The sequence below is a fragment of the Saccharothrix sabaoui genome (assembly GCF_051756985.1).
Lineage (GTDB): Bacteria > Actinomycetota > Actinomycetes > Mycobacteriales > Pseudonocardiaceae > Actinosynnema.
The window spans coordinates 40,133-64,619 of record NZ_JBPKJK010000009.1 but is presented as its reverse complement, the minus strand read 5'-3'; the positions used below and the strand labels follow the sequence as shown (position 1 = coordinate 64,619).

Annotated in this window: 17 protein-coding genes and 1 pseudogene; 10 read left to right on the top strand and 8 right to left on the bottom strand. The window is 64.6% G+C overall.

Features of this window, described 5'->3' with window-relative positions; all coding sequences use genetic code 11:
* The first annotated feature begins 44 nt into the window (after positions 1-44).
* The gene (locus ACR807_RS04750; RefSeq protein ID WP_438919955.1) at positions 45-245 is read left to right on the top strand and encodes a hypothetical protein; all 201 of its coding nucleotides are present in this window, start codon (positions 45-47) and stop codon (positions 243-245) included.
* Positions 246-403: 158 nt separating this feature from the next.
* Here the strand turns inward: ACR807_RS04750 and ACR807_RS04745 are convergent, their stop codons facing one another.
* Positions 404-2,050, bottom strand: coding sequence for a TIR domain-containing protein (locus ACR807_RS04745; protein WP_438919954.1), 1,647 nt, complete (start codon positions 2,048-2,050; stop codon positions 404-406).
* Between the two features lie 172 nt (positions 2,051-2,222).
* On the opposite strand from ACR807_RS04745, the gene ACR807_RS04740 reads away from it, so the two are divergent.
* A complete protein-coding gene (locus ACR807_RS04740) occupies positions 2,223-5,750 on the top strand; it encodes a glycosyltransferase (protein ID WP_438919953.1) in 3,528 nt (1,175 codons plus the stop codon).
* A 93-nt stretch (positions 5,751-5,843) separates the two neighbouring features.
* Here the strand turns inward: ACR807_RS04740 and ACR807_RS04735 are convergent.
* A pseudogene (locus ACR807_RS04735) lies at positions 5,844-5,953 on the bottom strand (IS481 family transposase); the annotation flags it as partial.
* A gap of 85 nt (positions 5,954-6,038) precedes the next feature.
* Between ACR807_RS04735 and ACR807_RS04730 the strand changes: the two are divergent.
* Both ACR807_RS04730 and ACR807_RS04725 read left to right on the top strand, forming a co-directional pair.
* Positions 6,039-6,689: a helix-turn-helix domain-containing protein gene (locus ACR807_RS04730; protein ID WP_438919952.1), complete on the top strand. Its 651-nt coding sequence runs from the start codon at positions 6,039-6,041 to the stop codon at positions 6,687-6,689.
* Positions 6,690-6,715: 26 nt separating this feature from the next.
* Positions 6,716-7,108, top strand: coding sequence for an integrase core domain-containing protein (locus ACR807_RS04725; protein ID WP_438919951.1), 393 nt, complete (start codon positions 6,716-6,718; stop codon positions 7,106-7,108).
* Here ACR807_RS04725 and ACR807_RS04720 read toward each other — a convergent pair.
* A complete protein-coding gene (locus ACR807_RS04720) occupies positions 7,105-7,338 on the bottom strand; it encodes a hypothetical protein (protein ID WP_438919950.1) in 234 nt (77 codons plus the stop codon). The genes ACR807_RS04725 and ACR807_RS04720 overlap by 4 nt on opposite strands.
* A gap of 392 nt (positions 7,339-7,730) precedes the next feature.
* On the opposite strand from ACR807_RS04720, the gene ACR807_RS04715 reads away from it, so the two are divergent.
* The 6 genes from ACR807_RS04715 (at position 7,731) to ACR807_RS04690 (ending at position 13,134) form a co-directional block, all read left to right on the top strand.
* Positions 7,731-8,051, top strand: a complete 321-nt coding sequence (locus ACR807_RS04715) for a hypothetical protein (protein ID WP_438919949.1) — start codon at positions 7,731-7,733, stop codon at positions 8,049-8,051.
* The gene (locus tag ACR807_RS04710; protein WP_438919948.1) at positions 8,048-8,680 is read left to right on the top strand and encodes a helix-turn-helix domain-containing protein; all 633 of its coding nucleotides are present in this window, start codon (positions 8,048-8,050) and stop codon (positions 8,678-8,680) included. The genes ACR807_RS04715 and ACR807_RS04710 overlap by 4 nt, the downstream gene beginning before the upstream one ends.
* Positions 8,677-8,883, top strand: a complete 207-nt coding sequence (locus ACR807_RS04705) for a hypothetical protein (protein ID WP_438919947.1) — start codon at positions 8,677-8,679, stop codon at positions 8,881-8,883. The genes ACR807_RS04710 and ACR807_RS04705 overlap by 4 nt, the downstream gene beginning before the upstream one ends.
* Positions 8,880-9,869 carry a hypothetical protein gene (locus ACR807_RS04700; RefSeq protein WP_438919946.1) on the top strand — a complete coding sequence of 330 codons (990 nt, stop codon included), beginning with the start codon at positions 8,880-8,882 and terminating at the stop codon, positions 9,867-9,869. Before ACR807_RS04705 ends, ACR807_RS04700 begins: the two co-directional genes overlap by 4 nt.
* An 806-nt stretch (positions 9,870-10,675) precedes the next feature.
* Positions 10,676-11,854, top strand: a complete 1,179-nt coding sequence (locus ACR807_RS04695; protein WP_438919945.1) for a UPF0158 family protein — start codon at positions 10,676-10,678, stop codon at positions 11,852-11,854.
* Between the two features lie 665 nt (positions 11,855-12,519).
* A complete protein-coding gene (locus ACR807_RS04690; protein ID WP_438919944.1) occupies positions 12,520-13,134 on the top strand; it encodes a hypothetical protein in 615 nt (204 codons plus the stop codon).
* A 766-nt stretch (positions 13,135-13,900) separates the two neighbouring features.
* Here ACR807_RS04690 and ACR807_RS04685 read toward each other — a convergent pair.
* The 5 genes from ACR807_RS04685 to ACR807_RS04665 all read right to left on the bottom strand — a co-directional run bounded on the left by ACR807_RS04685 (position 13,901) and on the right by ACR807_RS04665 (position 24,485).
* On the bottom strand, positions 13,901-16,816 hold the full coding sequence (locus ACR807_RS04685) for a DUF499 family protein (RefSeq protein WP_438919943.1): 2,916 nt from the start codon (positions 16,814-16,816) through the stop codon (positions 13,901-13,903).
* Positions 16,813-19,608, bottom strand: a complete 2,796-nt coding sequence (locus ACR807_RS04680; RefSeq protein WP_438919942.1) for a hypothetical protein — start codon at positions 19,606-19,608, stop codon at positions 16,813-16,815. Before ACR807_RS04680 ends, ACR807_RS04685 begins: the two co-directional genes overlap by 4 nt.
* The gene (locus ACR807_RS04675) at positions 19,605-22,835 is read right to left on the bottom strand and encodes a helicase-related protein (protein WP_438919941.1); all 3,231 of its coding nucleotides are present in this window, start codon (positions 22,833-22,835) and stop codon (positions 19,605-19,607) included. Before ACR807_RS04675 ends, ACR807_RS04680 begins: the two co-directional genes overlap by 4 nt.
* A gap of 513 nt (positions 22,836-23,348) precedes the next feature.
* Positions 23,349-23,726, bottom strand: coding sequence for a hypothetical protein (locus tag ACR807_RS04670; RefSeq protein ID WP_438919940.1), 378 nt, complete (start codon positions 23,724-23,726; stop codon positions 23,349-23,351).
* Positions 23,727-23,804: 78 nt separating this feature from the next.
* The gene (locus ACR807_RS04665; protein WP_438919939.1) at positions 23,805-24,485 is read right to left on the bottom strand and encodes a hypothetical protein; all 681 of its coding nucleotides are present in this window, start codon (positions 24,483-24,485) and stop codon (positions 23,805-23,807) included.
* Positions 24,486-24,487: the final 2 nt, after the last annotated feature.

Sequence of the window (24,487 nt, the reverse complement as noted above, 5' to 3'; positions counted from 1 at the left end):
TCGCTGGTAGAGCGAAGGCTTCACCGTCTTGAGAGCATGTCCGGGTGATCGTGTCCCTGCTGTACAAGATAACCCTGTACCTGCCAAGAACTCCATTCATGCAGGTAAAGGGAGGCATCGCCAATGCCAGACCACTACAACCACTGCCACAGCCAGCCACCCATCAAGCAGCGGTCACCCGACTCGACATCCGCCGACTACAACGACTGGGCGGCATCCTCAATGAATACCACTATGCTGCCTGACCTACACGGATGACATTTTCGGCAGGCATCGACCACGACGCTGCGGTGCTGTACGGGTGCGTTCGAGCCGAGGCTCGTCGATCCGACCCAGACGCCGTACCTACGGTCGCAACTACTGCTGCTGTGGCTTCCACGCATGCCTGCAGGCCCAAGAGGCTTCAATGCACGGCTGTTGCAGGAGCGCTACTTCCGGCGTAGCCGTCGTTCGGAGACGCACTCGATGAGGACTTCTCGATCATCCATCGCCTGCCGAGGAATAAGCGCAAGCCCTCTGCTGCCGTGGGGCTGGTGGTGTGCTTCCGAAGACGGCTGGCGACGTCCGCCACGCAAGCCCATTCGTCGGCGCCGATATCAGGGTCGGCCATCATCTCCCGTACCGCCTCGGCAACGAGGTTGCTCGCCTTCCAATTGGGTGCCGTGACCTTGCCGAACCGCTGGAACGCGACGACCGGTAAGGGCTCGAATCTCCAGATCGTTCCCGACCGCTTGGCAATCATGCGACAACGGAGTCGGGACAGCGCCGGTCCGGGGTCGCGCTGCTCGAGTGTCCGAAGAAGTCGTGCGGGTATCGTGAGCGAGCCAGTCAGAAGTATGACGCTCAGCACAAGCCTCTCGTCGTGGCAGAGGCCGTCGATCAGGGACCGGAAGGGTGCAGCAAGCGTGGCCAAAGACGGCGTCATGCTGGTGAGCTGCGTTGCGTATTCGGCGTAGGAGAGAAGCCCTTGTCGGTCTTCAAGGTGATGGGCTGCGGTCACAAGCGCACCCGCGTGGTGGCCGAGCAGATGTGCCACTTTGGAAAGTGCAGTCGATTCGCCGTCGTTCTCGGGCGGCCTGCGGCGGGAGAGGACGGCAACGGCGTCGTGGTGTGCCATCGGGCCCAGTTCGATCACTGGCATGCGAACGTCGAAGAGATTCTCATTGCTCACGAACACTGTTCGCAGACCGGGTGGCGCAGCGTACTGGCCGAGTGCAACAACATCCAGGTGCGCCGGCACGTCGTCGACGACGAGGACGCCTGGGTGGTCGGGACCGCACAGTCGACCGAAGCGTTCCAGGGCGGATACGTAGGCGTCCACCGCCATGGCTGACGTTGCGGTGCCGCTCAGGCTGACCCACCACGCTCCGGCCGGGTGTGCGCCGTGGAACCGTGTCACGTAGGCTGCGGCGAGCGCTGACTTGCCGGAGCCGGGAAGACCGCAAATCGATGCGGCGGCAGTGCTGCGCCAGGCCTGGGTCATCGGAAAGGTCGGCGCGATCAACCCGCTGTGAAGTTCCCACAATTCGCGGTACCGACCGACGAATCCGAAGGTGTCAGTGGCGTGGGGACCTGGTCGCATGAGGGGCCCCGACGCTCCGATGCCGGTCGGGATCGGAGCCGTCCGCGCCTTGATCTCCCGTGCCAGTTCGTCGAGCGCCCCGTCAGTGGTCGCCGGTCGCGCGAACAGGGCGTCGGCGAGCTCTGCGGGTGCCAGATGGCGGTTGTTCGGCTCCGGGTTGATGACCATGACCCTGCGGAGCGCGTCGCCTTCCCGCTGTCCGGCGAGAAACGCGATCATCAGCTCATGTTGACAGGCGGCCCTGATCGCATAGTCGGCAGAGTAGTACGCGACCAGGGTCTTGGAGGATGCAAGGGCGTTCGCGATGCTGCTGCTGATGCCGGTGAATCGGGTGATTGAGTCCTCGTCCAGGAACACCCGCACGCCGATTCGGCGCAGCGCCCTCGCCAGTGCCCTCACCGGCGTGCGGTCCGAGCCGCTGCGCGACAGGAACACGTCGAACCGGGGTGTTCCGGCGTCGCTCGACACGTGGCTGCTCCTTCCTCCTACCCGGCACGGTACCGGGTCTGCAGTCCTCGGCATACCGTTACATTGTCTCCATTGAAATGTGTAACGCCTGGGTCGACCCGCCTCCGTTCAGAGCGCTTCCTGCAGCGGCGAGAACCCGCTAAGCTGCCCCCGGCGAGAGGAGGCCTGTTCGATGCCCGGTGACGACATGTTCGGGGCCCGACTGCGAGAGCTGCGGGTGGGCAACGGGCTGAGCCTCCGGGCACTGAGTCGCGTCATCCATTACAGCACTGCGCAGATCAGCCGGGTCGAAACGGGGATCTCGCGTCCGACGGTCGAATTCGCCGTCCTTTGCGACAGGGCTCTCGACACCGGCGGCGAACTGGGAAGGCTCGCGGCAAGGAGTGCGGCTCGCCCTCGGCGTGCAACCCACCCTTCTTTTGCCCCGCCTCTGGAGCCGACTCACTTCGTCGGTCGTCACGATGACGTCACCAGCCTCATTCAGTACCTCAAGCCCTCCGACGGCAACAGATCACCTGATCACGCGCGGATATGCGTCCTCCACGGTATCGGCGGAGCGGGCAAGACCGCGCTGGCAATCCGATTAGCCAGACTGCTCCGGGACCAGTACCAAGACGGCTGTATCTACGTCGATCTGGAGGGCTACCGTCTCCACGGCAACCCTCATGCATCATCCGATGTAGTCGCCTCGGTCCTCCGCCAGTTGGGGGTACCCGGCGAGCTGATTCCGGATGACGTCGGCGAGCGCGCTGCCCAGTATCGGCAGTTGATGTCTGATAAGCGCGTCCTCCTGATACTCGATGGAGTCAAGTCGAGCGATCAGGTGCGACCTCTGATACCGCCGATACCGACATCGGCCGTCCTAGTGACCGGTCGCGCACAACTCACTTCGCTGGACGACGCCCTGCAATGGCAGGTGAAGACGCTGGACCGGAAGTCCGCGATCCACCTCTTCCACCTGGTTGCCGACCTGCCTGAAGATTTGGCCGATCGTGGTGACCCGGAGTTGGTCGGCTCCATCGTGGAACTCTGTGGCCGCCTTCCGCTCGCGGTCCGGATCGTAGCGGCCCGGTTCCGGGACAACTGGTCTAGAACTCTCGAAGACGTGGCTTTGCGGCTCACCGACGAGAAGTCTCGTTTTGAAGAGCTTGACGACGGCGAGCGGAGCATGATGGGCGTTTTCTCGGCGTCCTGCGCTTCCCTTTCTCCGGACCAGCATCGGATTCTGGTCCTCATTGCACACCACCCGGGAAGTCGAATCGACACGCCGAGTGTGGCGGCGTTGGAAGACCGCTCCTCAGCCGACGCCGAACTCGTCTTGGACCGACTGAAACGCGCTGGATTGCTCGAACACCACTCCAGGAATGCATACCGGCTGCACGACCTGTTCCGCGCGTATCTGCGCCGGACCTGGACGGATGCCGTGTCCGCCGAAGAACTCGACGTCGCACGACGCAATCTCTTCGAGTATTATGTTCGTGCGGCGGACGCGGCGGACAGGGCTATCGTCCCGCACCGCCATCGAATAACCTTGTCACTTCAGGGCGAGTCCCGCACTCAACCTGACTTCGCGGACTTCGATTCCGCGATGGCCTGGATGAGCGCCGAACTGGAAAATTTCCCGATACTCTTAAAGTACATGACGGATGCCGGGTACGACGAACTTTGCTGGCAATTCGCCTACTGCTTGCGCGGATACTTCTACGAGGCCAAGCAGTGGGATGTCTGGGTAGACTGCTACCACGTCGCCGCCGATGCCGCGGCTCGTACGCGCGATCGCCGAGCGGAAGGTCTCATCCTCAACAACCAGGGCATGGCGCTGTCCAGGTTGGGCAGGCACAGGGAAGCCGAGAAGTGCTACGTGATGGCCGAGGGCGCGTTCCGTGACGTGAATGACGTCCACGGGGAGATCAACGCGGTCAAAAACCGTTCCTGGCTGTACTACTACGAGGCCGACTACGAGAACGCGCTGCGGTTGGGTCGCCGGTGCTATGACTTCTACCGATCCGACCAGGCGGAATGGCACGCTGCCATCGCACTGCGTTGCGTCGCACGTGCCGAACTCGAACTCGGAATGCTGGAGGAAGCCACCGCGGACCTGCGCACGGTCCTGGCCGACTACGAACGGCTCGGGTTCCGGCCCAAGCAGATCGCCAAGGTCTACATCGATCTGGGGCGCGCGGTGATCGGCGGCGGCGACCGGGACGGCGCCATCGACTATCTCAAGGCCGCCATCGACCAGGCACGATCCGGGTCCGGGATCTATGAGGAGGCGATCGCTCTGGAGTCGCTGGGAGACATCGTCTCCTCCTTCGGGAAACACGAGGAGGCCGATCAGCACAAGACGGCCGCCCTTGACCTCTACTCCGCGATCGGCGCACCCGAGGCCAAGCGGCTTCGGCCCAGCGTGGCCCGCCCCGCTTCGACAGAACCATCGTTAAAGGCCGGTCGAACGGAAGGGCCGACCGTGCTCGCGGTCGCAACCGAGTGGTCGTCCGGTCATGGCGGCCTGAGTACCTTCAATCGGCGGCTGTGCGTCTCATTGGCTGAGGCAGGCGCCGAAGTGTTCTGTTATGTGCCCGTTGCGTCGGATGCCGAGGTCCGAGATGCCGCGGTGGTCGGAATCGAACTGGTCATCGCCAAACGCACCCCTGGCGAACCGCGTGACAAGTCGTTGACCCGACGACCGGCACTGCCCGCAGGTGCCGTCCCGGACGCCGTCATCGGGCACGGCCGGAAGACAGGGCCGGCGGCCGTGCGCATCGTCGAGGACTACTTCACCACAGCGCGGCGGGTTCACTTCATGCACACTATCGCCGACCACGTCGAGTTCGACAAGGTCGCCCCGGAGCCGGGCCTCATGGAACGGGGTGAAGAACGCGTCGAAGACGAGTGGGAGCTCGCCAGGGGTGCCGCGCTCGCCTACGGAGTCGGCCCTGTGCTCCACGACCGGCTGTGCGTCGGCCTCGGCGGCTACCCCGGAGCCCGGACACCATTGCGGTTCGACCCTGGGTTCGACATCGCCGAGCCGGGACTGAACCATAACTCGCCCCGTGGTGGCCGGGTCGTCCAAATCCTGATAGCTGGCCGACTCGGCGAGAGCGAGGCTGACATCAAGGGCCTCGACCTGGCAGTTCGTGCGATCGCCTATCTGCTCGAACTGAGGGATCCACGAGAGCCCGAAATCGAACTGGTGATCCGGGGCGTTCCCATCGGTGGCGAGGCACGCCTGCGAGAACTGGTCGAGGTCTGGACCGACGGCAAGCCCGTACGAATACTGCCTCGTGCGTACACCGCGCGTGCGGAGGTCGTCGAACAGGACATGCGACGGGCCACGCTGGTCGTCATGCCCTCGCGTACCGAGGGCTTCGGGCTTGTAGGCCTGGAGGCGATCGTCGCCGAGAAGCCGGTGTTGGTCAGCGGGTCGAGCGGCCTCGGGGTGCTCCTCGACGAACTCCTTCCACACAATGTGGCCGGTCGGGTGGTGGTACCGATCAAACGCGACAAGTTCGACGTCCGGCGTTGGGGTGAGGCAATCAGGTCAGTCCTCATGAATCCTGAGGCCGCCGGCGTCACTGCGGCCACCGTCCGCGAGGTGATGGCGAGCAAACGGACCTGGGAGATGGCAGCAAAGGGCTTGCTCGATGCGCTGCGGACCGCGCCCATAGCAGCAGGCACGGAAATCGGAATGCCAGAATAGGCAGCGGTTGTCGAAGGTGTGCCGCTCGAAAAGGCATCGTCGCTAATAGAGCGTATGGGGTGCCAATAGTCGGCCACACGGTCTGACCTGCGGTTAGGTGTATGAGGCCATGACGTTGGTGACGCCGTCGTGGAGCCGGGTGACTGGCGGTTGGTTTCCAGCGGCAGTGTGTGGTCGATGTAGTTGTAGTGCACGTTCCAGACGGCCTGTGGGATGCCAGACCTCTGCGCTGAGGCGCTGAGCTGCGGCAATCGCGCACTACGTGCTGCAGGAGCATGATCGTGAGGCGTGGCACTACGACTGGTGTACCTGATCTTCGTGCGGCTCGTCGGCTGGCTGGTTCTGCTCGGCCGGTCATCGGCGGCCAAGGACGTGGAGCTGCTGGTACTGCGGCACGAAGTCGCCGTGCTACGTCGGGTCAGTCCCCGCCCGCGGTTGGACTGGGCCGATCGCGCGGTGCTCGCCGCGTTGGTCCGACGACTACCCGACCGGTTACGGCAACACCGGTTGGTGACACCGGGCACCGTCCTGCGGTGGCACCGGCGTCTGGTCGCGAGGAAGTGGACCTACCCGAACCGCACCGGCCGACCTCCGATCGACGACACCATCGTGGCGATGATCGAACGGATGGCCCTGGAGAACACCGGGTGGGGCTACCGCCGGATCCAGGGCGAGCTGCTCAAGCTCGGCCATCGGGTAGCCGCGTCAACGGTTCGCCGTGTGCTCAAGCGCCTGCGGGTACCGCCCGCGCCCCAGCGTGACACCGGCATGTCATGGCACAGATTCCTGCGCGCCCAGGCAGCTGGCCTATTGGCCTGCGACTTCTTCCACGTCGACTGCGCCGTCACCCTCAAGCGCGTCTACGTGTTCTTCATAATGGAGGTCGCCACGCGTTACGTGCACATCCTCGGCACCACCACGAACCCGGACGGCCCTTGACCACGCAACAAGCCCGCAACCTACTCATGGACCTCGGCAACCGGGCCGACGACTTCCGGTTCCTGATCCGCGACCGGGCCGGACAGTTCACCGCCTCGTTCGACGCGGTCTTCTCCGCCACCGGCATCCAGGTCGTGAAGATCCCACCACGGTGCCCGCAAGCCAACGCTTACGCCGAACGGTTCGTCGGCACCGTCAGACGCGAAGCCACCGACCGACTGCTCATCATCAACGAACACCACCTGCGGACCGTGCTGGACCGCTACGTCTCCCACTACAACCACCGCCGACCACACCAAGCCCTACAACTCACACCACCGCGACCAGACCGGCCGATCGCAGAGCCGGGCTACACCTCGACACGCCGCCGACCAGTCCTCGGCGGCCTGATCAACGAGTACGAACCCGCAGCCGCCTAACCGCAGGTCAGACCATATAGCCGACTTCTGGCACCCCACACGATCTGCCGCGCGATCGGACGTCCCGTCGGAATGCCGCCCATGATGGCCGCTACGCGCAGAACATCCACGCGGCCACCACCGGGCACCACCCGTGTTGACCGGTAGCGGCGTGCGCGCTGCTCGAAATCACCGACTGGAAGCACCCGGACAGCACCGCCGCGCACGTCGACCACGACCAGGAAGAACACCCGAACGGAGGACACGATTCGCTTTAGCCAACGCGACCCCATTTCGCCCCGCTCGATCCGATCCTCCCAAAATCCTCCCAAACCCCGCGTTACCGACCAGTACAGACCATTATGGACAGTCATCCCAAGATCGACACGAGCACGCGAAAAAGCCCGCTGACCTGGTCTTTCATCCAGATCGAGCGGGCTTCTTCAGACCGTCGGGACGACAGGATTTGAACCTGCGACCCCTTGACCCCCAGCGGGACAAGGGATGTCCACAGTGGCCCGTTCAGGTCCGTTGTGGCTGGTCGAGTCCGGCGGCAGTCCAGGTCAGGGCCTCCAGTCCGGCCTCGTCTAACAGGTTCGTGAGACGCCTGTGAGACGGGACCCGAGCACCAGAGGTCCTGTTCATGAGGAACACCATCCCTTTCAACGCGCCGAATCCGGCGTTCGTCGTGCCACTCCGACGTCCGCCGCGTCGCATCCGACCACCGTTCGATATGGACGGTCCTGGGCGCTTTGACGCCCCACAGGCGAGTGAGACTGCTGAGCAGTGGCGTGCTCGTCAGCACGCCGACCGAGTTGCCGCGCTCCTTGAGCCGCTGGACGGCATCGTTCTGGGCGAGCACGACCGGGACGTCGTCGAGTGGTTGGCCGACCGGGACACGTCGGTGGTCGGCACCGTCGCCAGCCTCTTCCACCGGGTCCGCGCCGTGGGCGGTGCTTGGTGAGCATCGAGGCGATCACCTGGGCGCTCAACCACGCCCCCATCCCCCGCGACCGACGCGACGCCTCATCGCTGGCCGTCGTCCTGCTGGGCCTGGCGAACCACGCCGACCCGTTCGGCCGCAACGCCTTCCCCGCCGTCTCCACGCTGGTGCGCTACACCCGACTGTCCGAGCGGTCGGTCCAGTACGCGCTGCGGGCGCTGGAGGAGCTGAAGTTGATCGACCCGTCCGACCCGACGATCGTCGCCGCATATGTGAAGCGCTCCGACCGCCGCCCGCGCGGATGGGACCTGGCCATGCACCGCGCCGAAAGGCCTGTGGACAACTCAGCGGACGAGGTGCAGAGTTTGCGCCCCGCTGACCAGCACAGGGTGCAAACGCGACCCCGCGGGGTGCAAGCAGCGACGGCACGAGGTGCAAACACTGCACCCGAACCGTCCTTTAACCGTACGAAGAACCGTCCTTCGCCGAGCGCGCCCGGTGGGCGCTCGGCGGTGCCGCCGGAGTGTGGGCAGTGCGACGCCCGCCCCGGTGACCCGGTCAGCGCCCGCGTGGTCTGGCAGGACGAGGACCGCACGCGGTCGGTGCCGTGCCCGCACTGCGCGCCGCGCCGGAGCGGGGGTGGCCGATGAGCCGCGTGCATCTCACCTACGCCGAGCCCGCCACCCTGGCGCACCCCTGCGGCTGGATCTCCCCGGCGCATTGCCTGGAGAACCGGGTGGCCGCCGAGCGGCTGCGTGATGCGACCAACCTGTTGTCCGGCCGCAACGCCGCCGCGCGCCGCATCTGGCGCATCGTGGACTGCCCCGGCGGGAACTGCGAGGTGCGGCGATGACCACCCTCATCCCCTTCCCCGAACCGGGCGACGACGACGTGCGGCGCGCCGTGACCGAACTGGAGAGGTACGTCGCCGGGCACGCCCCGGTCGTGTCCGATGCAGCCCCGGTCGTCGCGCCGCCGTCTGCCACCAGGCGGGTCCGGGAGTTGCGTGCCGAGGTGGACGAGGCGCACTCCCTGTTGGAGTTGCAGGCGGACGCCGCGCCGCTGCTGGTGGACACCGACCGGGTGCGCCGCAGCCGCAAACGCGCCGCCGAGGCCGCCCGACTGCACACGCTGGCCCAGGACCCGGCGGCACGGGCCTGGCAGGCCGCGCGGGTGCGCCTGGTACTGACCGTCGTGGCGTTGGTGGCGCTGGTCGGTGCGCTGGGCTGGTCGACCACGGGCGTGCACCACACCTTGACCCGGTCGATGACCGAGCGGGGCGCGGCGTGGTGGGGTGCGTGGGCGGTGGAGCCGGTGATCTCGGCGGTGCTGCTGGTGGTCGTCGGCGCACGGGCCTTCTTGGCGACTCGCGGCCGGGTGCTGCGGCACCGGCACCTGACGGTGGTCGAGTACGGGGCGCTGGCGGTGACGCTGACGTTGAACGTGTGGCCGTACCTGCCGTGGGTGTCGGTGCCGTGGGCGCGGTTCGACACGATGCAGCTCCTCGCACACGCCATCGGACCGCTGGTCGCGGTCGGCGCGGTGGCGGTACTGCCGGTGATCTGGTCCGCGTTCGCGGACCTGGACCACGGCCTCCCGGTAGGCCCTACCGCCGCACCTACCGGCCCGGGGTACAGGGAAAACGTCCTCGACACAGCAGCAGAACAACACGGCGCTACCGGGGATCGGGTGGCTCTACTGGTGAACCGTGCCCGGAGGTTGATCGCCTCTGGCCGGTTGCCCGCCGACCCGTCCGCGACCCGGCTGCGTGAGGCGCTGGGGTGCGGCACCGACACGGCCCGCGAGGTCCGCGACGCCCTGCGTAGGGGTGCCGCGTGAGCCTGACGCGGCAGGAAGACGACGTGGGTGGCGAGCTGATCCCGTTCCCGACACCGCCTCGCGCCCGGTGGGACGTAAGGCGGTGGGTTGACCATCGGGAACAAGCGATCACCTAACTGACCACGCGGGCGCATCGTGACCAGTCCGAACACACGTTCCGCCGCCTCTCCAGGGCCTTCGTGCTGCCACACCTTGACCACCAATCACCCAGCTGCGGTCACTCAGGCATCCGTGTCACGATCGCGCAACGCGACGCCTCGCAACTTCAGACGCGAGCACGCGCGGCGGGCTCGCGCGATTGACCTTTCACCGGACCAGGAGTTTCGGAAGCCGCCGTCGACGGATAGTGGCGATGCGGGCACCGCGCAACAGGATGACGACGCACCTGCGGCGATCCGTCCCAGGCGGGCACGCGACTGGCAGGTGCAAGAGTCAGAAGGTTGAGCGGGACAAAGGCTGAGTACGATCTTGAGAAGCAGAGGCTCGCAGCCTGCGGTTCGGGGTGTCCCCGCCTGCTTCGGACGGCAGCTTGCAGGGCCGCTGTGCAGCCCGTGGGCGATGAGCTTGACGTAACAGTCAACTATGCCTATCCTGACATCCGAGGACTGAGCGCCTACCCCTATCTGTAGGGTGGGCATACAGTACCTGCCGCATCAGTGCGAGCCGACCACTCTGGCAACGAGGGTGGCTGGCAGGGCCTGAGGTTCAAACGGCGGCAGGTTCGGACGGTTGTTCAGTTACTCCCACCAGGTCATGCCCCCAAGGCTTGATCTGCCATGCTCGCACGCGGAGCTGAGGAGTAGCGAGTGAACCCGGACGTCAACCCCGAGGGGCAGTCCAAAGCCAGCGGAGAGCCGGCAACCAGCGGTCCAGACGATCCGCTCGACAGCGTGCAAGCTCACCCAGTCAGTCCTGAGAGTGGCGAGGGCGTGCCCAACATCGGCACGTCTCTCGCCACCTCATCGGCGACTGTAACTTCTGGCGTCGAACTAAGCGGCATGCTGCCCAACTCTAACGACGACTCTACTGAGTCAACTCCCAAGCTGGTGGCCGACGCCACCGATGTCTTGCTCGATACTAACCCCGCTTTCGGCCTTGTCCAGTTGGCGGTGACGAACTTGCGTTCCCGCGGGAGAAGGACGACGGCTGCCGCAGTCAAGACTGAGATGCAAAGACTCTCTGCTGGGGGCTTTAGCGAGAGTGAATACGGCCACAAGAGCTTCCGACACTTTCTAGTGGCCGCAGAAAAGGCCGGGTTCATCGCGGTGCGCCTACCAGCTTACGGGAGCGGGCAGGATGCCGAAATAAGCATGCCGCAGGATGTGCAGCCGCCAGAGTCTTCGACTTCTTCGGTACGATCCATACGGCCGGACATATGGTCGACCTTTTTCGACTACCGTCCAGATATTACTCGCGTTTTCGATCTCCGAACTCATCGAGCGGCGAAGTTTCCGATTGATCCTACCTCACGTGAGTCGAGTGACGTGAGCGAACTTCGCACGCGATTCATGGATCACCCAAACGAATTCCTCGTTATCGAACCAGTTCAGATCGACGAGCAACTGGGCTGGATGAAGGCATTTGCGAGTGAAACGAGCGAACCTGAGCGCGCACTACTAGAGGATGCTCTAAAAAAAGAGAAGCCCCTCGCCGCATTCACGTCAATGGTTCGATCCAACACAAGCCTCACCGAACGTTGGAACCGCTTCAGGCTCGGACGAGTGACCGCTCGCGTCAAAGACTGGATGCAACAACACGGCCTTGAATTTGATCTTTACGATGTAGACTCTTTGACTGGGCGAAAACGCCAACGTGATCAAGGCGGAACCTTCGGTTCGGTGACAAGCAGAACCGATCGAACAACACCAAGGAGCGGCGTGGACTCCGAACAGGTGAGGGCACGCGTTCATCGTGCAGTAGCCCGCATGCCACTGTCCGAATTGCTACAATTGCGAATTCCAGTGGAGTACATACTGGAACCGTGAGCAGACTCATTGGATTTAGTCTGCGCAGTTTAGTTGCAGACTGCCGGATCCTGGACGCGGCACCTAGATTAGGTGGCCGCGAGCACCCCATTGGCTTGGGCATCAAGCTGAAGCACAAATGGGCTATCTCCGGTGAGTCGGATGTTCAACTACCTCGATCATCAGCGGGCCTGATGCGCGTCAAAGAGGCCATCAGAAGCCGACCTCTGGGCGTGGAGGACGATCTAAAAGAGGCCGCTTGGCGGGCACTTCTGGCAGACCCGGGCTTGGTCGTCCCTTTGCGGCCGCCTTCGCCGGAGGAGCTTCTTAACGCTGGAATCGTCCTACCGGAACCAAGTATCCGCCTTCGCCACATTGGATTAGCCACCGTCCTCTCCTCGGAACCAACTGCCGTGAGCCCTGCCGGCTTGGTAAGCGGAGCTCGAGTTGCAGTCGTGGCACGAGTAATCGTTATAGATGGCCCCCACAAGGGGGCATCGCCAGTAGACGCTTCGATAAGTGCACGTTGGGTCGACGAGACGTCTACATTCTCCGCAATTCTAGAGTCTCTGTGGCTTCGAGCCACACCTGCGGCCCAGCAACGTCTCCCTAGCGGAGTCGCACGCAAACGCATTGTAATTCTAATGTGCGACTCCGCGCCCTCCGATTTTAGTGAGGGATTGGTGGTGGACGGCTTGCGAGCCACATCTTCAGTGCTGGATTTCAACGCGCAGATTATCTTGAACCCTAGCAGCCAACGGCCGGAGCTGGCATTTCGCCTCCGCCACGAGCCGCCATCAGTTCTCGCAGTATGGAAGAATCGCGTTCATTCTGCCGAAGCATTTATATCTTCCTACCGGGAGGGCACCGCTCAGCCGCAGGTTGTCGAGCTTGAGGCGGATTCAGCGGCGGACTTTTCTCAAGAGCTACGCCGGGCATTGATCCGCATGCGGAGATTGAGTCCGGCGCTACTGCTACTCCAAGAGATTGACTCGGCTGAAGGCAACGCCGCAAAAGTGGTCGATCTCACGCTCGAAGATCCACCACTTCCTATAGATTCATGGACAAGCAAGAAGAAACACGACCGGTTCGGGCATTTCTATGAGTTCGATAAAGGCCCGCTGTGGTACTCAAAAGTCGTCGCAAGACAAGATCGACACGGCGGCTGCTACTTCAAGCTGCACCGAAGGGTTGGCGAGACGCTTGAGTGGGTGGCCAATCTTGGTCACGATGGGACTCCACTCCCCACTCACAAGGGCCCTGTAGGTAAGTCGATTCCTATGTCTGAACTCCACGGCTAGCGGGATAGCCTCGGCATGAGTTGAATAACCCAGCGGGCTTGCATGAGATGTGATGTCCGTTTTAGTGTGATGCACTGCCATCGGCTCCTCGACGATGATTAACTAGATGCCTGACAATGCTGCACCTGTCGACAACCTCGTCCGCGTAGGTGACGGACGGTTGCAGAGATGGTGTACGGAAGCGGTCGTGATCTCGAACAGTTGTCAATCAGCACGGCATGACGGTCGGCCTTGCTGCCCGACTGGCTTACCTGGGCGTGACCAACGCGTTCGGGTTGCTGGGCCTGCGGCCCATGAGCTATCGGGATAAGGACGCGGAGAGCCTCGCGCTGCGGCACCAGATCACGACCCGGGAGGGTTAAACGGGCAAGACTCGGCCGCGATTCTCCCCCGGCGACCGAGCGTTCTTCGCGATACCACTACCGGCTCTCAGTGGAAGCACTTCGTCGGTTCCGGGTGCCGGTAAAGCCCGGAGGCGGTGCTGCGCCAGCACCGGGACCTTCTCGCGCGCCGCCACGCAGCCAAGTCCTGGGGGTGTCAAAATACTGGACAATGCTGCTGAGCTGCGCCAACCGCGCACCATCCGCGCGTCAGGAACATGATCGTGAGGTGGGCGGCGAGCTGATCCCGTTCGGCGTACACCGCCTCGTGCCCCACAAGACACGAGACGGTGTACTCGGCCGCAGGGCGGATGCCGCACGATGCATCATCGAGTGGCTATCCAGCCAGGACTGGTATCACTTGTGGCTCGTCGCGCTCGTCCTGGTTAAAATTCGTCGTCCTCGACCGTAACCTGTGCGCCAAGCGTCTTGGCCTTCGCCTCGATGGCACCCTGCTCGCCTTCGGCAGTGACGAGGGTGAGGTCCAGGCTGAGCAATTGGTGATCGGCCTGGTTGGCTGGGTCGATGACCTTCCTCAATTCTTGGAGCAGCTGCCATGCCTGCTCACGGGCATCACCACTGGTTATGCTTTTGTTGGTCAAGCGCAGTCGGTACCGTTTATAGACGGTCGGACTGGGGGCGGGCGGCGTGGATTTCGGCTGCCGCCCGCCACTGGGCAACTGACCGCCACTACCTGGCAACTGACCACCGGTCCCAGGCTGCTGACCGCCCCTGGACCGCTCACCGCCACCAGAAGGCTGGGGTGGTGCCACCTGCTCGGCCTTGCGGCGGCGCAGCGTCTGGTTGATCGAGTTGATAGAGATTTGTGTGGAACCAGCTACGGCCAAGCGGTTGCCGTCAGCGTCGATCAGCTCCCAGTCGTCGCTGATCAGCTCATACAGGACGCGACGAATTTCGTCAGTGGAGGAAACCAACGGAAACGCCGGGTTCTTGTAGAACGACTGGACAATCTCGCGGAGGGTCAGTTCACGTCCGAAGTCGGCGAGCAGCGCGGCCAGGTAGCCCGCAGCCAGCCCGGTGGGCTGGGTCGCGCGTCCAGCGTCGACTAGCGCGGTCCAGACGTGGTCACCGTTGAGCGCCGTGCGACTGTCCTCGTCGAACCGCTTGAACTCCACATGCAGGTCACCAGCGCGCACCAGATAGGCGTAATGCTGGTAAGCCCGTTCGACGTCACGGCGCAGCTTTCCGATGGCCTCATCGTGCTTGCTGCGAGCCTCCCGCAGTTCGTCCTCTGTATCGTCGGTCAACTGCTTGATCACTTCACGCCATGCCAGCACCTCTGCGGCTCGCTTGAGCGCGACATCGCGCCGCTGAGTGTTCACGCAGGCGACAACACAGCTAGCGGCATTGTCCACGCGCAGAGGGTTGTCGCCGAGGCCGAGCAGGGCGGTGATGTCCTGCCGGCTGGCGGAGTCCTTACCGTTGAGCAACGTCCAGCGACGCGGGTCGAGCAGCACCAGCTGCGTCTGGGAGCTGTCGATGCCCTCGAACACCTTGTCCAAGGGTGCATCTTGGGCAGGCTTGTCAATGCGCACGAGGTCATCGAACCTGCCCTTGAAGGCCAGCTTGCGCGCTTGCTCCCAGACTAGGTCGCCGCGGGCATTCGGCGGAACGACCGCCATCGCCGCAGTGAAATACATGCGCAGGGTCTGCTTGATCGACAGGTGGTACCGGGCGGGTGCGTTACTCGGCGTAGTGACCTCGAGGGCACCAAGGCCGTCGTCGCCGGTGAGTTTGTTGAAGACCTCCTCGGCGGCAGGATACGGCGCGAGCGCGCCAGCCGGCCCGAAGATCGCCAACAGCAGCTCAGCCTTCGTGGCACCGCGGCGGGCCTGGCTGCGGCTTACGATCGAATAGCACAGCAGGGCAGTCGCCATTCGTACCGCAGGCGCTGGCTGGTCAACGGCGACGCCATCGCGACGTAATGCTGCATCGACGTTGACCGCGCGGCCGCTCCGGCCGTCAGTACTGGTGACATCGGTATTCGCCACGGCTCGGTAGCCCTGGATTGCGCGGTCGTTGCCGAGCAGCAGGCCGGAGGACAGCAACTGCTCGAGCGCGACAGTGAGCGGGATGTCCCCGACGCCGATCAGCGGCGGCGCCCACCGTCCACCCTTGTGCTCGCTGACCCAGTGCAGCGCGGTGCGAGCGAAGATGGCGACGGTGGAGCGGACCCGCTGGAAGCCGGAGACCTGCGACCACTCTTCGCGTACCAATCGCATCAACTCCGGGTGGAACGGGTAGCTAGCCGCCGCGCGCTCCTCGAAGCCCGGCAGCCCGCGATTGGCACCCAGTTTGTCGAACACCTGCTGACGCCAGGCCCCGTCGGCGGCGGCCGTGTACCGGCGAGTCAGGTCTCGAAGTGGCATCTCGCCGTCCGGCAGCTCGAACAGCCGGCGGCGAATGATCGCGGAAAAGTCCTGCGCCTCAGTGACGGCGACGGTCTGGCCGTTGCGCACTAGCCGGGCCCCGACGTAGTCGCGGAAGTCGACGGCCTGCGGCGGGTAACCGCGCTCGTCGAGTTCGGAGCGGATCATCACGACGACAAACGCCACCCAGGGAACGTCATCGCAAGCGTCCATCAGCGCATTAAGGAACGCCTTCTCACTCGGCATCGTGTCGATATGGGCGACGTCGGACAGCGCCAGGATATAGTCCATCAGCTCGTCGAGCAGGATCAGCACCGGCCGTCCAGTATCAGTCAGCGCCTGCTGCAAGGTTCCCTTGTTCGGCCCGCCGGCGATGTAACGCTGGTAGCGGTCCATGTCGCCGCTCACCAGAGCCCAGATGAACCGCTCAAACAGATTGGTCGCCGGGCCGAACACCTCGTTGGTGGCTCTAGGGCTGAAGTAGTCCGCAGTGAGCGTTACGGTGACCGCGTTGGCTAGATCGATCTCACCTGTGCTGCGCGCGGCCTCGGCGTGCACCTGTTGGCCCAAATCGGTGGCGAAGAACTCGTCGGGACTATTGACCATGTGGTACAAACCGACAAGGGCGTGGCTCTTGCCACCGCCCATACCCTGGTCGAGGTGAAACAGCGCGGGAGCGTCGGCATTCGTGCCCAGCCGACGGGCGACCCGGGCGAAGAACCCGACCAAGTTTGGAGTCGGCTCAGTAATGTCGCCGTAGTACTCGACCTTGCGGTAGGGAACGTCGACGGTTTGGTAGACGGCCTTGTGCAAGCTCATCTGTAACTCTCCGATGGAACCATCGGAGGTGCGCACTTCGGGCCGCAGCTCGAGGATATCCGCCCAGTGGGGTGCGGAGTTACTAGTGGTCACGTCTGGTCCTCCCCGAACGACAAGGCCAGTTGTGCCTGCGCGTCCGTCTCTGCCGCGGCGGTCGCGGCCACGTACTCGATCATGGTTCCGATGGTTCCGGCGTTCCGCTGGACGGCGGTAAGGGCCTTCGCAACTGGGTCGCTGGTCGGCAACTGGCGGACGATCTCAGCGACGACCGCCCACAGGTGGGCGTCATTGGCTGGCCGGTCGGCGATCGCTAGGACGGCTGCGACCGCCTCGGTGCCGCCGTCGTCCCATGCCTTCGCCATCGCACGGGCGACCTCGAAGCTCGAAGACCCGTGGCCGACCGCCTCCGGGCTGTCCAGACGCAGTTTGAACCCGCTCCTGCTCTCGGTCAGCAGCCCACGCATCTCCTCCAGCCGGAGATTGTCAGCCTGCGCAAGGAACCTGGCCTCACCCTTCGGAACGTCGGTGCGTCCGTGTAGGCGCTGCCAAAAGACTGCGAAGCGGGTTGGGGCGTCGAATGTCTCCAGCGGCAACTGGTCAAGCTTGAGCGCCGTCGCATCCCGGACTGCGGCGAGGGCCAGAGTGAGGTAACGCTCTAGGCCAGCCTGCTCACCGGTGGGCAACAGAACGCTGCTGTATCGGCCGTAGACCTCCATCGCTGGCCCATAGGCCGCCATCAACTGGTCGGTCAGCGCGAGACCGTCGGCATCCCATCCGCGCACGGCAGCCTTGACAGCCTCCGTCACCTCACGGTCGACCTGCGCGGCGGTAGCGACAGGGCGCACCGGCGCGGCGACCCGGCAGCCGATGGTGACAGTGACCTTGATGCTGGCGACACCTGTGTTGGACGTCTCGGTCCGGGATGGCCAGGCACTCGTTACGACGAAGCCAGCGTCGTGCAGCGCGCCCAGCAGGCGCAGCCAAGCGTCTGGGTCGGAATGCCCGAAGACAACGACGAGGTGCCCGTCGGGGCGCAAGACTCGCCGAGCCTCGTGGAAGGCCCTGGACAGCGACCGCTCGTAGAAGTCGCGATCGTGTCGGATGCCTCCATTGTAGACGCGGCGGACGATGATCTCGTCATCCTTATTCTGCAGGTCGGGAGCCACCTCGGTGCCGATGGTGTCAGCGAATAGGTCTGGCTGCACGTCGACGAGAGCACGTCGGAGCCAAACGTAGAAGAAGTCCGAGGCGTCGGAGTACTCGATCATGTCGTAATACGGCGGATCCGTCACGACTGCGTCTACCGTTCCGTCGCGGAACGGTAGAGCCATAGCATTCTCGCGCCGGAACCGGGCAGGCTTTCCGCGCCGCCTACGCAGGTGCGCCGCTAGCGGCGTCATGCCGGTCTGGGTCAAACCAGCCCAAGTTCCGGGCCCTTCCCCGATGCCAGCCTCGAAAAAGTCAAACTGGAAGGACAAGCTTGCTTCATTGGCAAAGAGGTCTCCGACCTGAACCCGGTTCTGCCCTGAGCCATCTGGTTTACCGTGAGGGCGCAGCCGCGCACCGCGTGTCGCGTAGCGAAGGCCGCGTACGAGGGTTGCTGCGGCGAAGGAAGCCAGGGCGTGCGCATACTCGGCCGAAATGCCAGCGTTGAGTATCTCTAGGTGGCAGGCGCGAATCTGTACGGCGAGAGTGCCGAACAGCAGGGTCTGCCGGTCACACATGAGCTGACCGTAGTTGGTGTAGCCGTAGCCGCTAGCCTGCACCGTATGCACGTTGCCCGTCGGGATGGCCTCATCGGGAACTGCGGACAGGTGCCCGACCTTCGGCAGCAGTTCGGGACGGGCCGACAGGGCTGCGGCCCGCTCGTCCGCGCGCAGTACCCGGAAGATCTTCTTGGTGTCGCCATCGTCCGCGGTGAAGTCTGCGGCGACCAACGGCTCGTCGACGTACTGCCCGACGAAGCCCTTAGCCTTCACCGTTTCCAGGCTGTGCACGTGGCTGCAGAAGGGGCAACGAGCGCTCTTGCCCTTTTTCCCTGCTGACGAGTAGGTCGGCTGTGCGACGGAAGGGCCCTCTACGACCTCAATCCTCCAGGCGTCATCATCGACGATCAGACTCATCGACTGACCAAGATCCTGCGTACGGTGGTAGGGGTGCCGTAGGACGAAACTGCCGATGAGGGGGAACCGGCGATGGCACTGGTCGCACGGCATGGAGACGGTCCAGAGGTAGCCCCACGGACGGCGGCCGTCCGAGTTGGCTGGGTAGAAGTCGGCCAGCGCGTCCCGCATCCGACGGCCGATTTCCTCGTGAAGCAACCGCGCGTCAGAGCCAAGGCGATCAGCATCCGTGAGGTCCAGCTTTGTAGGCGCATCGCTCTTGAACGGGAGAGACGGCTCCGCAGACCAGTCACGGATCGCCCAATCCGCAAGAAGGCGTCCGGCTAGGGTTGCAACTGGGCTCAAGTCGGTGCCGACGGCGGTTGCGCCGACCCGCGCAGCCTCGAGGGGGATGATGCCGCGGCCGGAAAATATGTCGACAACTACGGGCGTGCGGCCCCCGTAGTTGTCGAGGACACAGGCCTCTAATCGCTGGAAGGCGTCAGGGCTGCCGGAGCGGACGGCGTCCTCGACCCACTTTCGCAAGCTATCGTCGTTTGGCAAAAGCGTGGTCAGGACGGCAGCGCGCGCCTGCGCGATAGGACGCGAGGCGAACCACGGAAAAATAGCCTTCTCACTGCGACCGGAGCCAGTAGGCGTCCCAACGGCAGCGTCGACGGTGGTGCAGGGAAACCAATGGTCAATCAAACGTTCGCGCGTGTCACCGACGGTAGTAGGGCAGCCCGTCGCAGTAGTCGCCCGCTCGGTTTCCTCGGTGTTCACTCTTTGCCCTTCATCAGCCGCTTCAGGTCGGTAACCTTGATCTGGAACCGTTCTATGCGCCGCGGTCCGGCAGCCAGTTGCCCAGCCGGATCTTGCGCGCGCAGGACGACTGTGGGCCTGGTCGCGCAATCTGTCACTACGTACAACCAATAGTCCTCGCCACGCTGCTGAGCCTGCGCCCACTCATGCTGCTCGAGCCAGACGGCCTCGAGTCTGGCCTGAAAGCCTTTGACCTCAACTAGTCGCTGCTCGCCTGTCTGCGGATGGCGGGTGAAAAGGTCGTAGCCGACGCCAGCAGTCTGCCGGTCGTCAACGACGTAACCGAGCCTCTCCAACTCTTCCAACACGGTGGCGACCGCGACCGCCTCGCTGTCAGGGTCATAGCCGAGTTCGGTGATGCGGGAACCGGCAGCTACCTGGACCCAGCCGATGAGCCGAGGCGCGGCCCCCGTTACCTTGCCGATGTCCTCCAACTGCCGGAGCCGATCAATCTTGAGCGCGGCAAATACGTCACGCCGCTCGCGGCGGACCTCGGCAGGCAGTTCGTCGAGCTCATCGAGATAGCGGTACTCGACCTGGTCGAGCTGCTCGCGCGCCTTCACCACCCAGGCAGCGCGCTCAGCGCGAACGCGGTCGACCTCGCGAGATAGAGCGACCTGCGCCTGCGCCATGCCCTCGGTACGCACCGCTGGCGGTAGGCCAGCCGCCGGTGTGGACCCGGTGGTGTCCGGCCGCAACGTCATCAGCGATTCCCAGGCGATCTCGAACGCACCTGCGCCGGAGAACCGAATGAGCAGAGGGGCCTTGCGGCGGTGGCGGCGGACACCGTCATGCGCCTCCACCTCGGCGTCGTAGATGAGCAGCATGTATCCGGTCAGCGCGGCCGTGTCCACGAGGTGGCTGCCGCGGATGAGCTCGGTCTCGCCCTCGTGCAAGGCCAGGTCAACGAGCTCGGTGAACGGCTCCTCGGTCGGCCCGAGGACCACGACGTCATCGAGGCCCTCTGCACCGTCGTTGATCGCCTGACGTACCGACGCGCCGTCGGCAGCGACCAGCCGCTCAAGGCCACCACCGAGCGCGGGTGGCAATGGCCGCTTCGAGCTGACCTCACGGATGCCTTTCGCCGGGCCTGGGCCCAGTGCCCAGTCGCGGGCCCAAGCCAGTTGGTCGACGAACGCGTCCACGATGACCGGGTTGATCGCCTCCAATCGATCGGCGCGGAAGCGGGCCATCGCCTCAGCAGTGTTGGCTGGGGTGTGCAGACGGTCCTCATCGGCGACCAGTTCGCGGGCGGCGTCGAGCAACTCCTGCGCGCCTGGCACCGGTACGTACACGGCGGTGCTGCTGCGCTGGGCCTCGACCAAGGCGCGGCCGTAGTCGAAACCGGCGCGGGCGGCGGTCGCATCGAGCAGGTCGAAGATCCGGCCGTTCAGCGACTGCCCGGCGGTTTCGAGGTTCTGCAGCATGACTTCTTGGACGCGGCCCTCACGAGTAGCAGGTGCCACCAGGTGATAGATGTGCACCGGCTTCTTCTGGCCGATGCGGTGCAGCCGGCCCATCCGCTGCTCGAGGCGGACCAGCGACCAGGGGATGTCCCAGTCGAGCATCACGTGCGCGGACTGCAAGTCGATGCCCTCACCGCCGGCGTCGGTGCTGACCAGCACCTGGAACTGCCCATCGAGGAAACGTTGCTGCATTTGGTCACGTTCGCGGTGGCCGACCGCCCCCTCGAGGGTCTCCACGGTGAACCCGACCTCGGCGAACACGCTTGCCAGCCAGCGGGCTGTGTCGGCAAACTCAGTGAATACCAACAGCTGGCCCTCGCCAGGACGGATACCGTGTCGATCCATCAACTCCTGCGCCCGTAACCACTTCGTCGGCGGCACGGCGACAGCCTGCTCCAGCGTCTCCAGGACCGCAGTAATGCGCTTCAACTCCTCGCTCTTACCCTTGCTTCGGGCAGTGACCACGGTGTCCTCGGCCCGCTGCCATGCGTCTTCGTCGGCGACCTCGAACTGCAGGTCCACGCCAGCACCGATGAACTCCTCGGGAACCGGCGCATCGGTTCGGCCGCTGGCCGGGCCGCGAAGCGCTCCCTCTCGGCGACGGATGGTGGATGCGGCCGCGACGATCGAGGAGGCGGCGCGCTTGCCGTAGATGGACCGGGCCAGGGTGGCGTTCTCGCCGTAGAAGGTGTCGACATAGTCCATGACCGCCGTGTAGGCGGTCTTCTCCGGCCCAGTGAGGCCGACCTGAATGGTCTCGGCGTAGCGCGGCGGAAACAGGGCCCGGCCCGTGAGGTCCTTCAGCTCCTCCTTCATCCTGCGCAGGAAGGACAGAGTGCTCGGCCGTAACGCAGTGTCGTACTCGGTCTGCCGCGGATCCCAGGGATACAGCGTCGGGTCAAGGAGGTTGAGCAGGCCCCGGAAAAAATGCTCCTTGCCACGGTGGGGCGTGGCGGTCAGCAGCAGCAGGTGATGGGTACGGACCGACAGCTCACGGGCTGCGGTCAGGTATTGCGAGGTCGGGGTAAGCCGATGTGCCTCATCGAAAACAGCTAACGACCAGGATGCACGGGCACCGGCGACCTTGCGTCGGACGTCAGGGTTGTAGGTGAAGAGGTCAACCGAGACGACCCAAACGCTCACCCGTGGGTCGAGCTCCTTCGGGTCACGGGCCAGTTCGGGGGTGAGCCGATCAGCATCGATGGCGAAATAGCGCCGTAAGTCTCGGCGCCACTTCTCAACCAGGTGGGCCGGGACGACGATGACCGTCCGGCCTGGGATGAGGCCACGCCGAGTGCCCTCGGCGACGTACATCCCGGTCATGATCGTCTTACCGGTGCCGGGCTCGTCGGCGAGCAGGAACCGCAGCCGGGGCTGAGCCAGCATGTGGGTGAAGACGGCTTCGTCCTGGTGGGCATAAGGTCGAAGCGGTCGTGTGGCCAGCACAGCAGAGCGAATGCGCGGCACTGCGTACTGCATCCACCGGCCCCACAGCCCGGTCAGCGCCCGCTGCGGGTGACCACCGGCGTCGTTCATCGGCACGTGTGCACGAACCAGGTCCGCAGAGTCCAGCAATGCCTCGCCAAGCGAGCCGTCGCCGCGGCGGTACACCAAGTCGGCACCGGACAAGTTCCTCGTCGCGGCCACCACGGTGACCAACTGCCCATCTACAGTCACCTGAGCGCCCGGCTCCGGCAGTAAGTCGGCCTCTGCCTCCGTCACGGTGTCTCCCCCATCATCCCCGCAGCCAGGTACATCTACCAGATCGCCACCGCAGCGATTCCACCGGCGGTGGAATCGCCTGCCTGAAACCTACGTAGCGCTCCAGAGAGGTGCGTGATGAACGCATGATCACCACGCCGTCCTTGCGGCCGTTCAACGGCGCAGGGACTTCATCGGTCGGACGCTAGATCGTGCCGGGAGTACCGGTGAGCTGCTCACCTGCTGACCATCGCGCCCCGGTCGTGAAGTGTTGCACTCGAAGATCCAACCGATCCGATCCTGTGGAACCAACCAACCTCGGCGCGTGTGCGTCGTCTATAACGATGCAGCTGGTCAGCGCTGGTGTTCGGTTCGGCAAACCATGACGACGAGGGGGACCACCGGCGCGCAGACGGAGAAGTACGTAGCCGGTCATGCCACCGCCGTTCGTGGTCATCAGGCGGGAAATCGAGTTGCGCACCGAGGTTCATGTGGCGGGTTCGGGTGGGTACGTGCTCGATACCGCGGCGGCGGTCACGCTCGTATGTCTGGATGCTCCTGCTGCAGTAGCGACGTATGCATCACCTTGGCTGCGGCCTGCGTCGAGTCGAGCATGGACCTCAACAGATGCACCGGCAGCGTTCCGGTTCCCAAGCTAGAGGAAATCAGCAGGTCGGAGAGCGCTTCACGTTGCTCATTGGTCAAGTTCGTCTGTGTGTCGCGGTATCGGAGCACGTCGCGGGTGGCGTATCCGTCGCCAGTCTTGATCACTTCGTCGGCCACCTGGGCAAAGACGGCGTCGGCTGCCTCGGGATCGGTGGCGCTGGCGAGTGTGGTCACGGTCAGCCCGAGCTGGGCGCGGAAGGCCGCGTAGCCGGGCATCGGCTCTTGCCCGACGAAGTGCCCGATCATCGTGGAGATGTCTCGGCGTGCGGACACACCAGCCGTGCCGGTGCACATCACCTTCAGGCAGGAGGCGACCTGGAGTTCTCACGGCTGCACTGGCGTGCTTTCCGCCAGCGCCGCATTGGCCTCTGCACTTGCTCCCTTCAGGAAGTGGGCCACGATCGTGGCCTGCCGTCCCTCCATGAGGTGCAGCCCGACTCCTCGGTGGGCTTGCGCGTGGGCGACCGCATCGTCCCAGCGTCCGGCGAGGGTCAGCGCGCGGATTCCGTCCCCGACGAGGTGCAGCCACACCCATTCGCGCAGCTTGTGGTGCTCCTGGCGGGTGCCAATGAGGTCGGTCAGCGGCAAGGTCTGCCCGTCGACGACCAGGTCTGCATTGGACATGACGGCGCGGTACATCACCGTCAGCAGGTGCAGCGCCTGTTCTCCGTCGCTGGCGCGGATCTGGAGTCGGGCGAGGTTGAGAACGGGTTCGAGCATGTACCTGGCCTGGAGCACGGTGAGCGGGCGGTCAGCGGCACGGTAGATGTCGATGTGCTGCCAGCACAGGTCGCGGGCCAGGCTCGGCACGCCACAGTCACTGGCGATCAAAGCGGCCTTGTTCAGGGCGTGCGCCCCTTCGGCCAGGCTGTCGGTGCCCTGTTGTCCTGCTGCGTGGGCGATGTCGGCGATCTCCTGGACTCGGTCCGCGAGCGAGGGGCAGGCGGGGCGGGGCCTGCCGAGGAGCGGGAAGCGGCGGGCGGCGGCGAGCGTCGTGGGGTTCATGG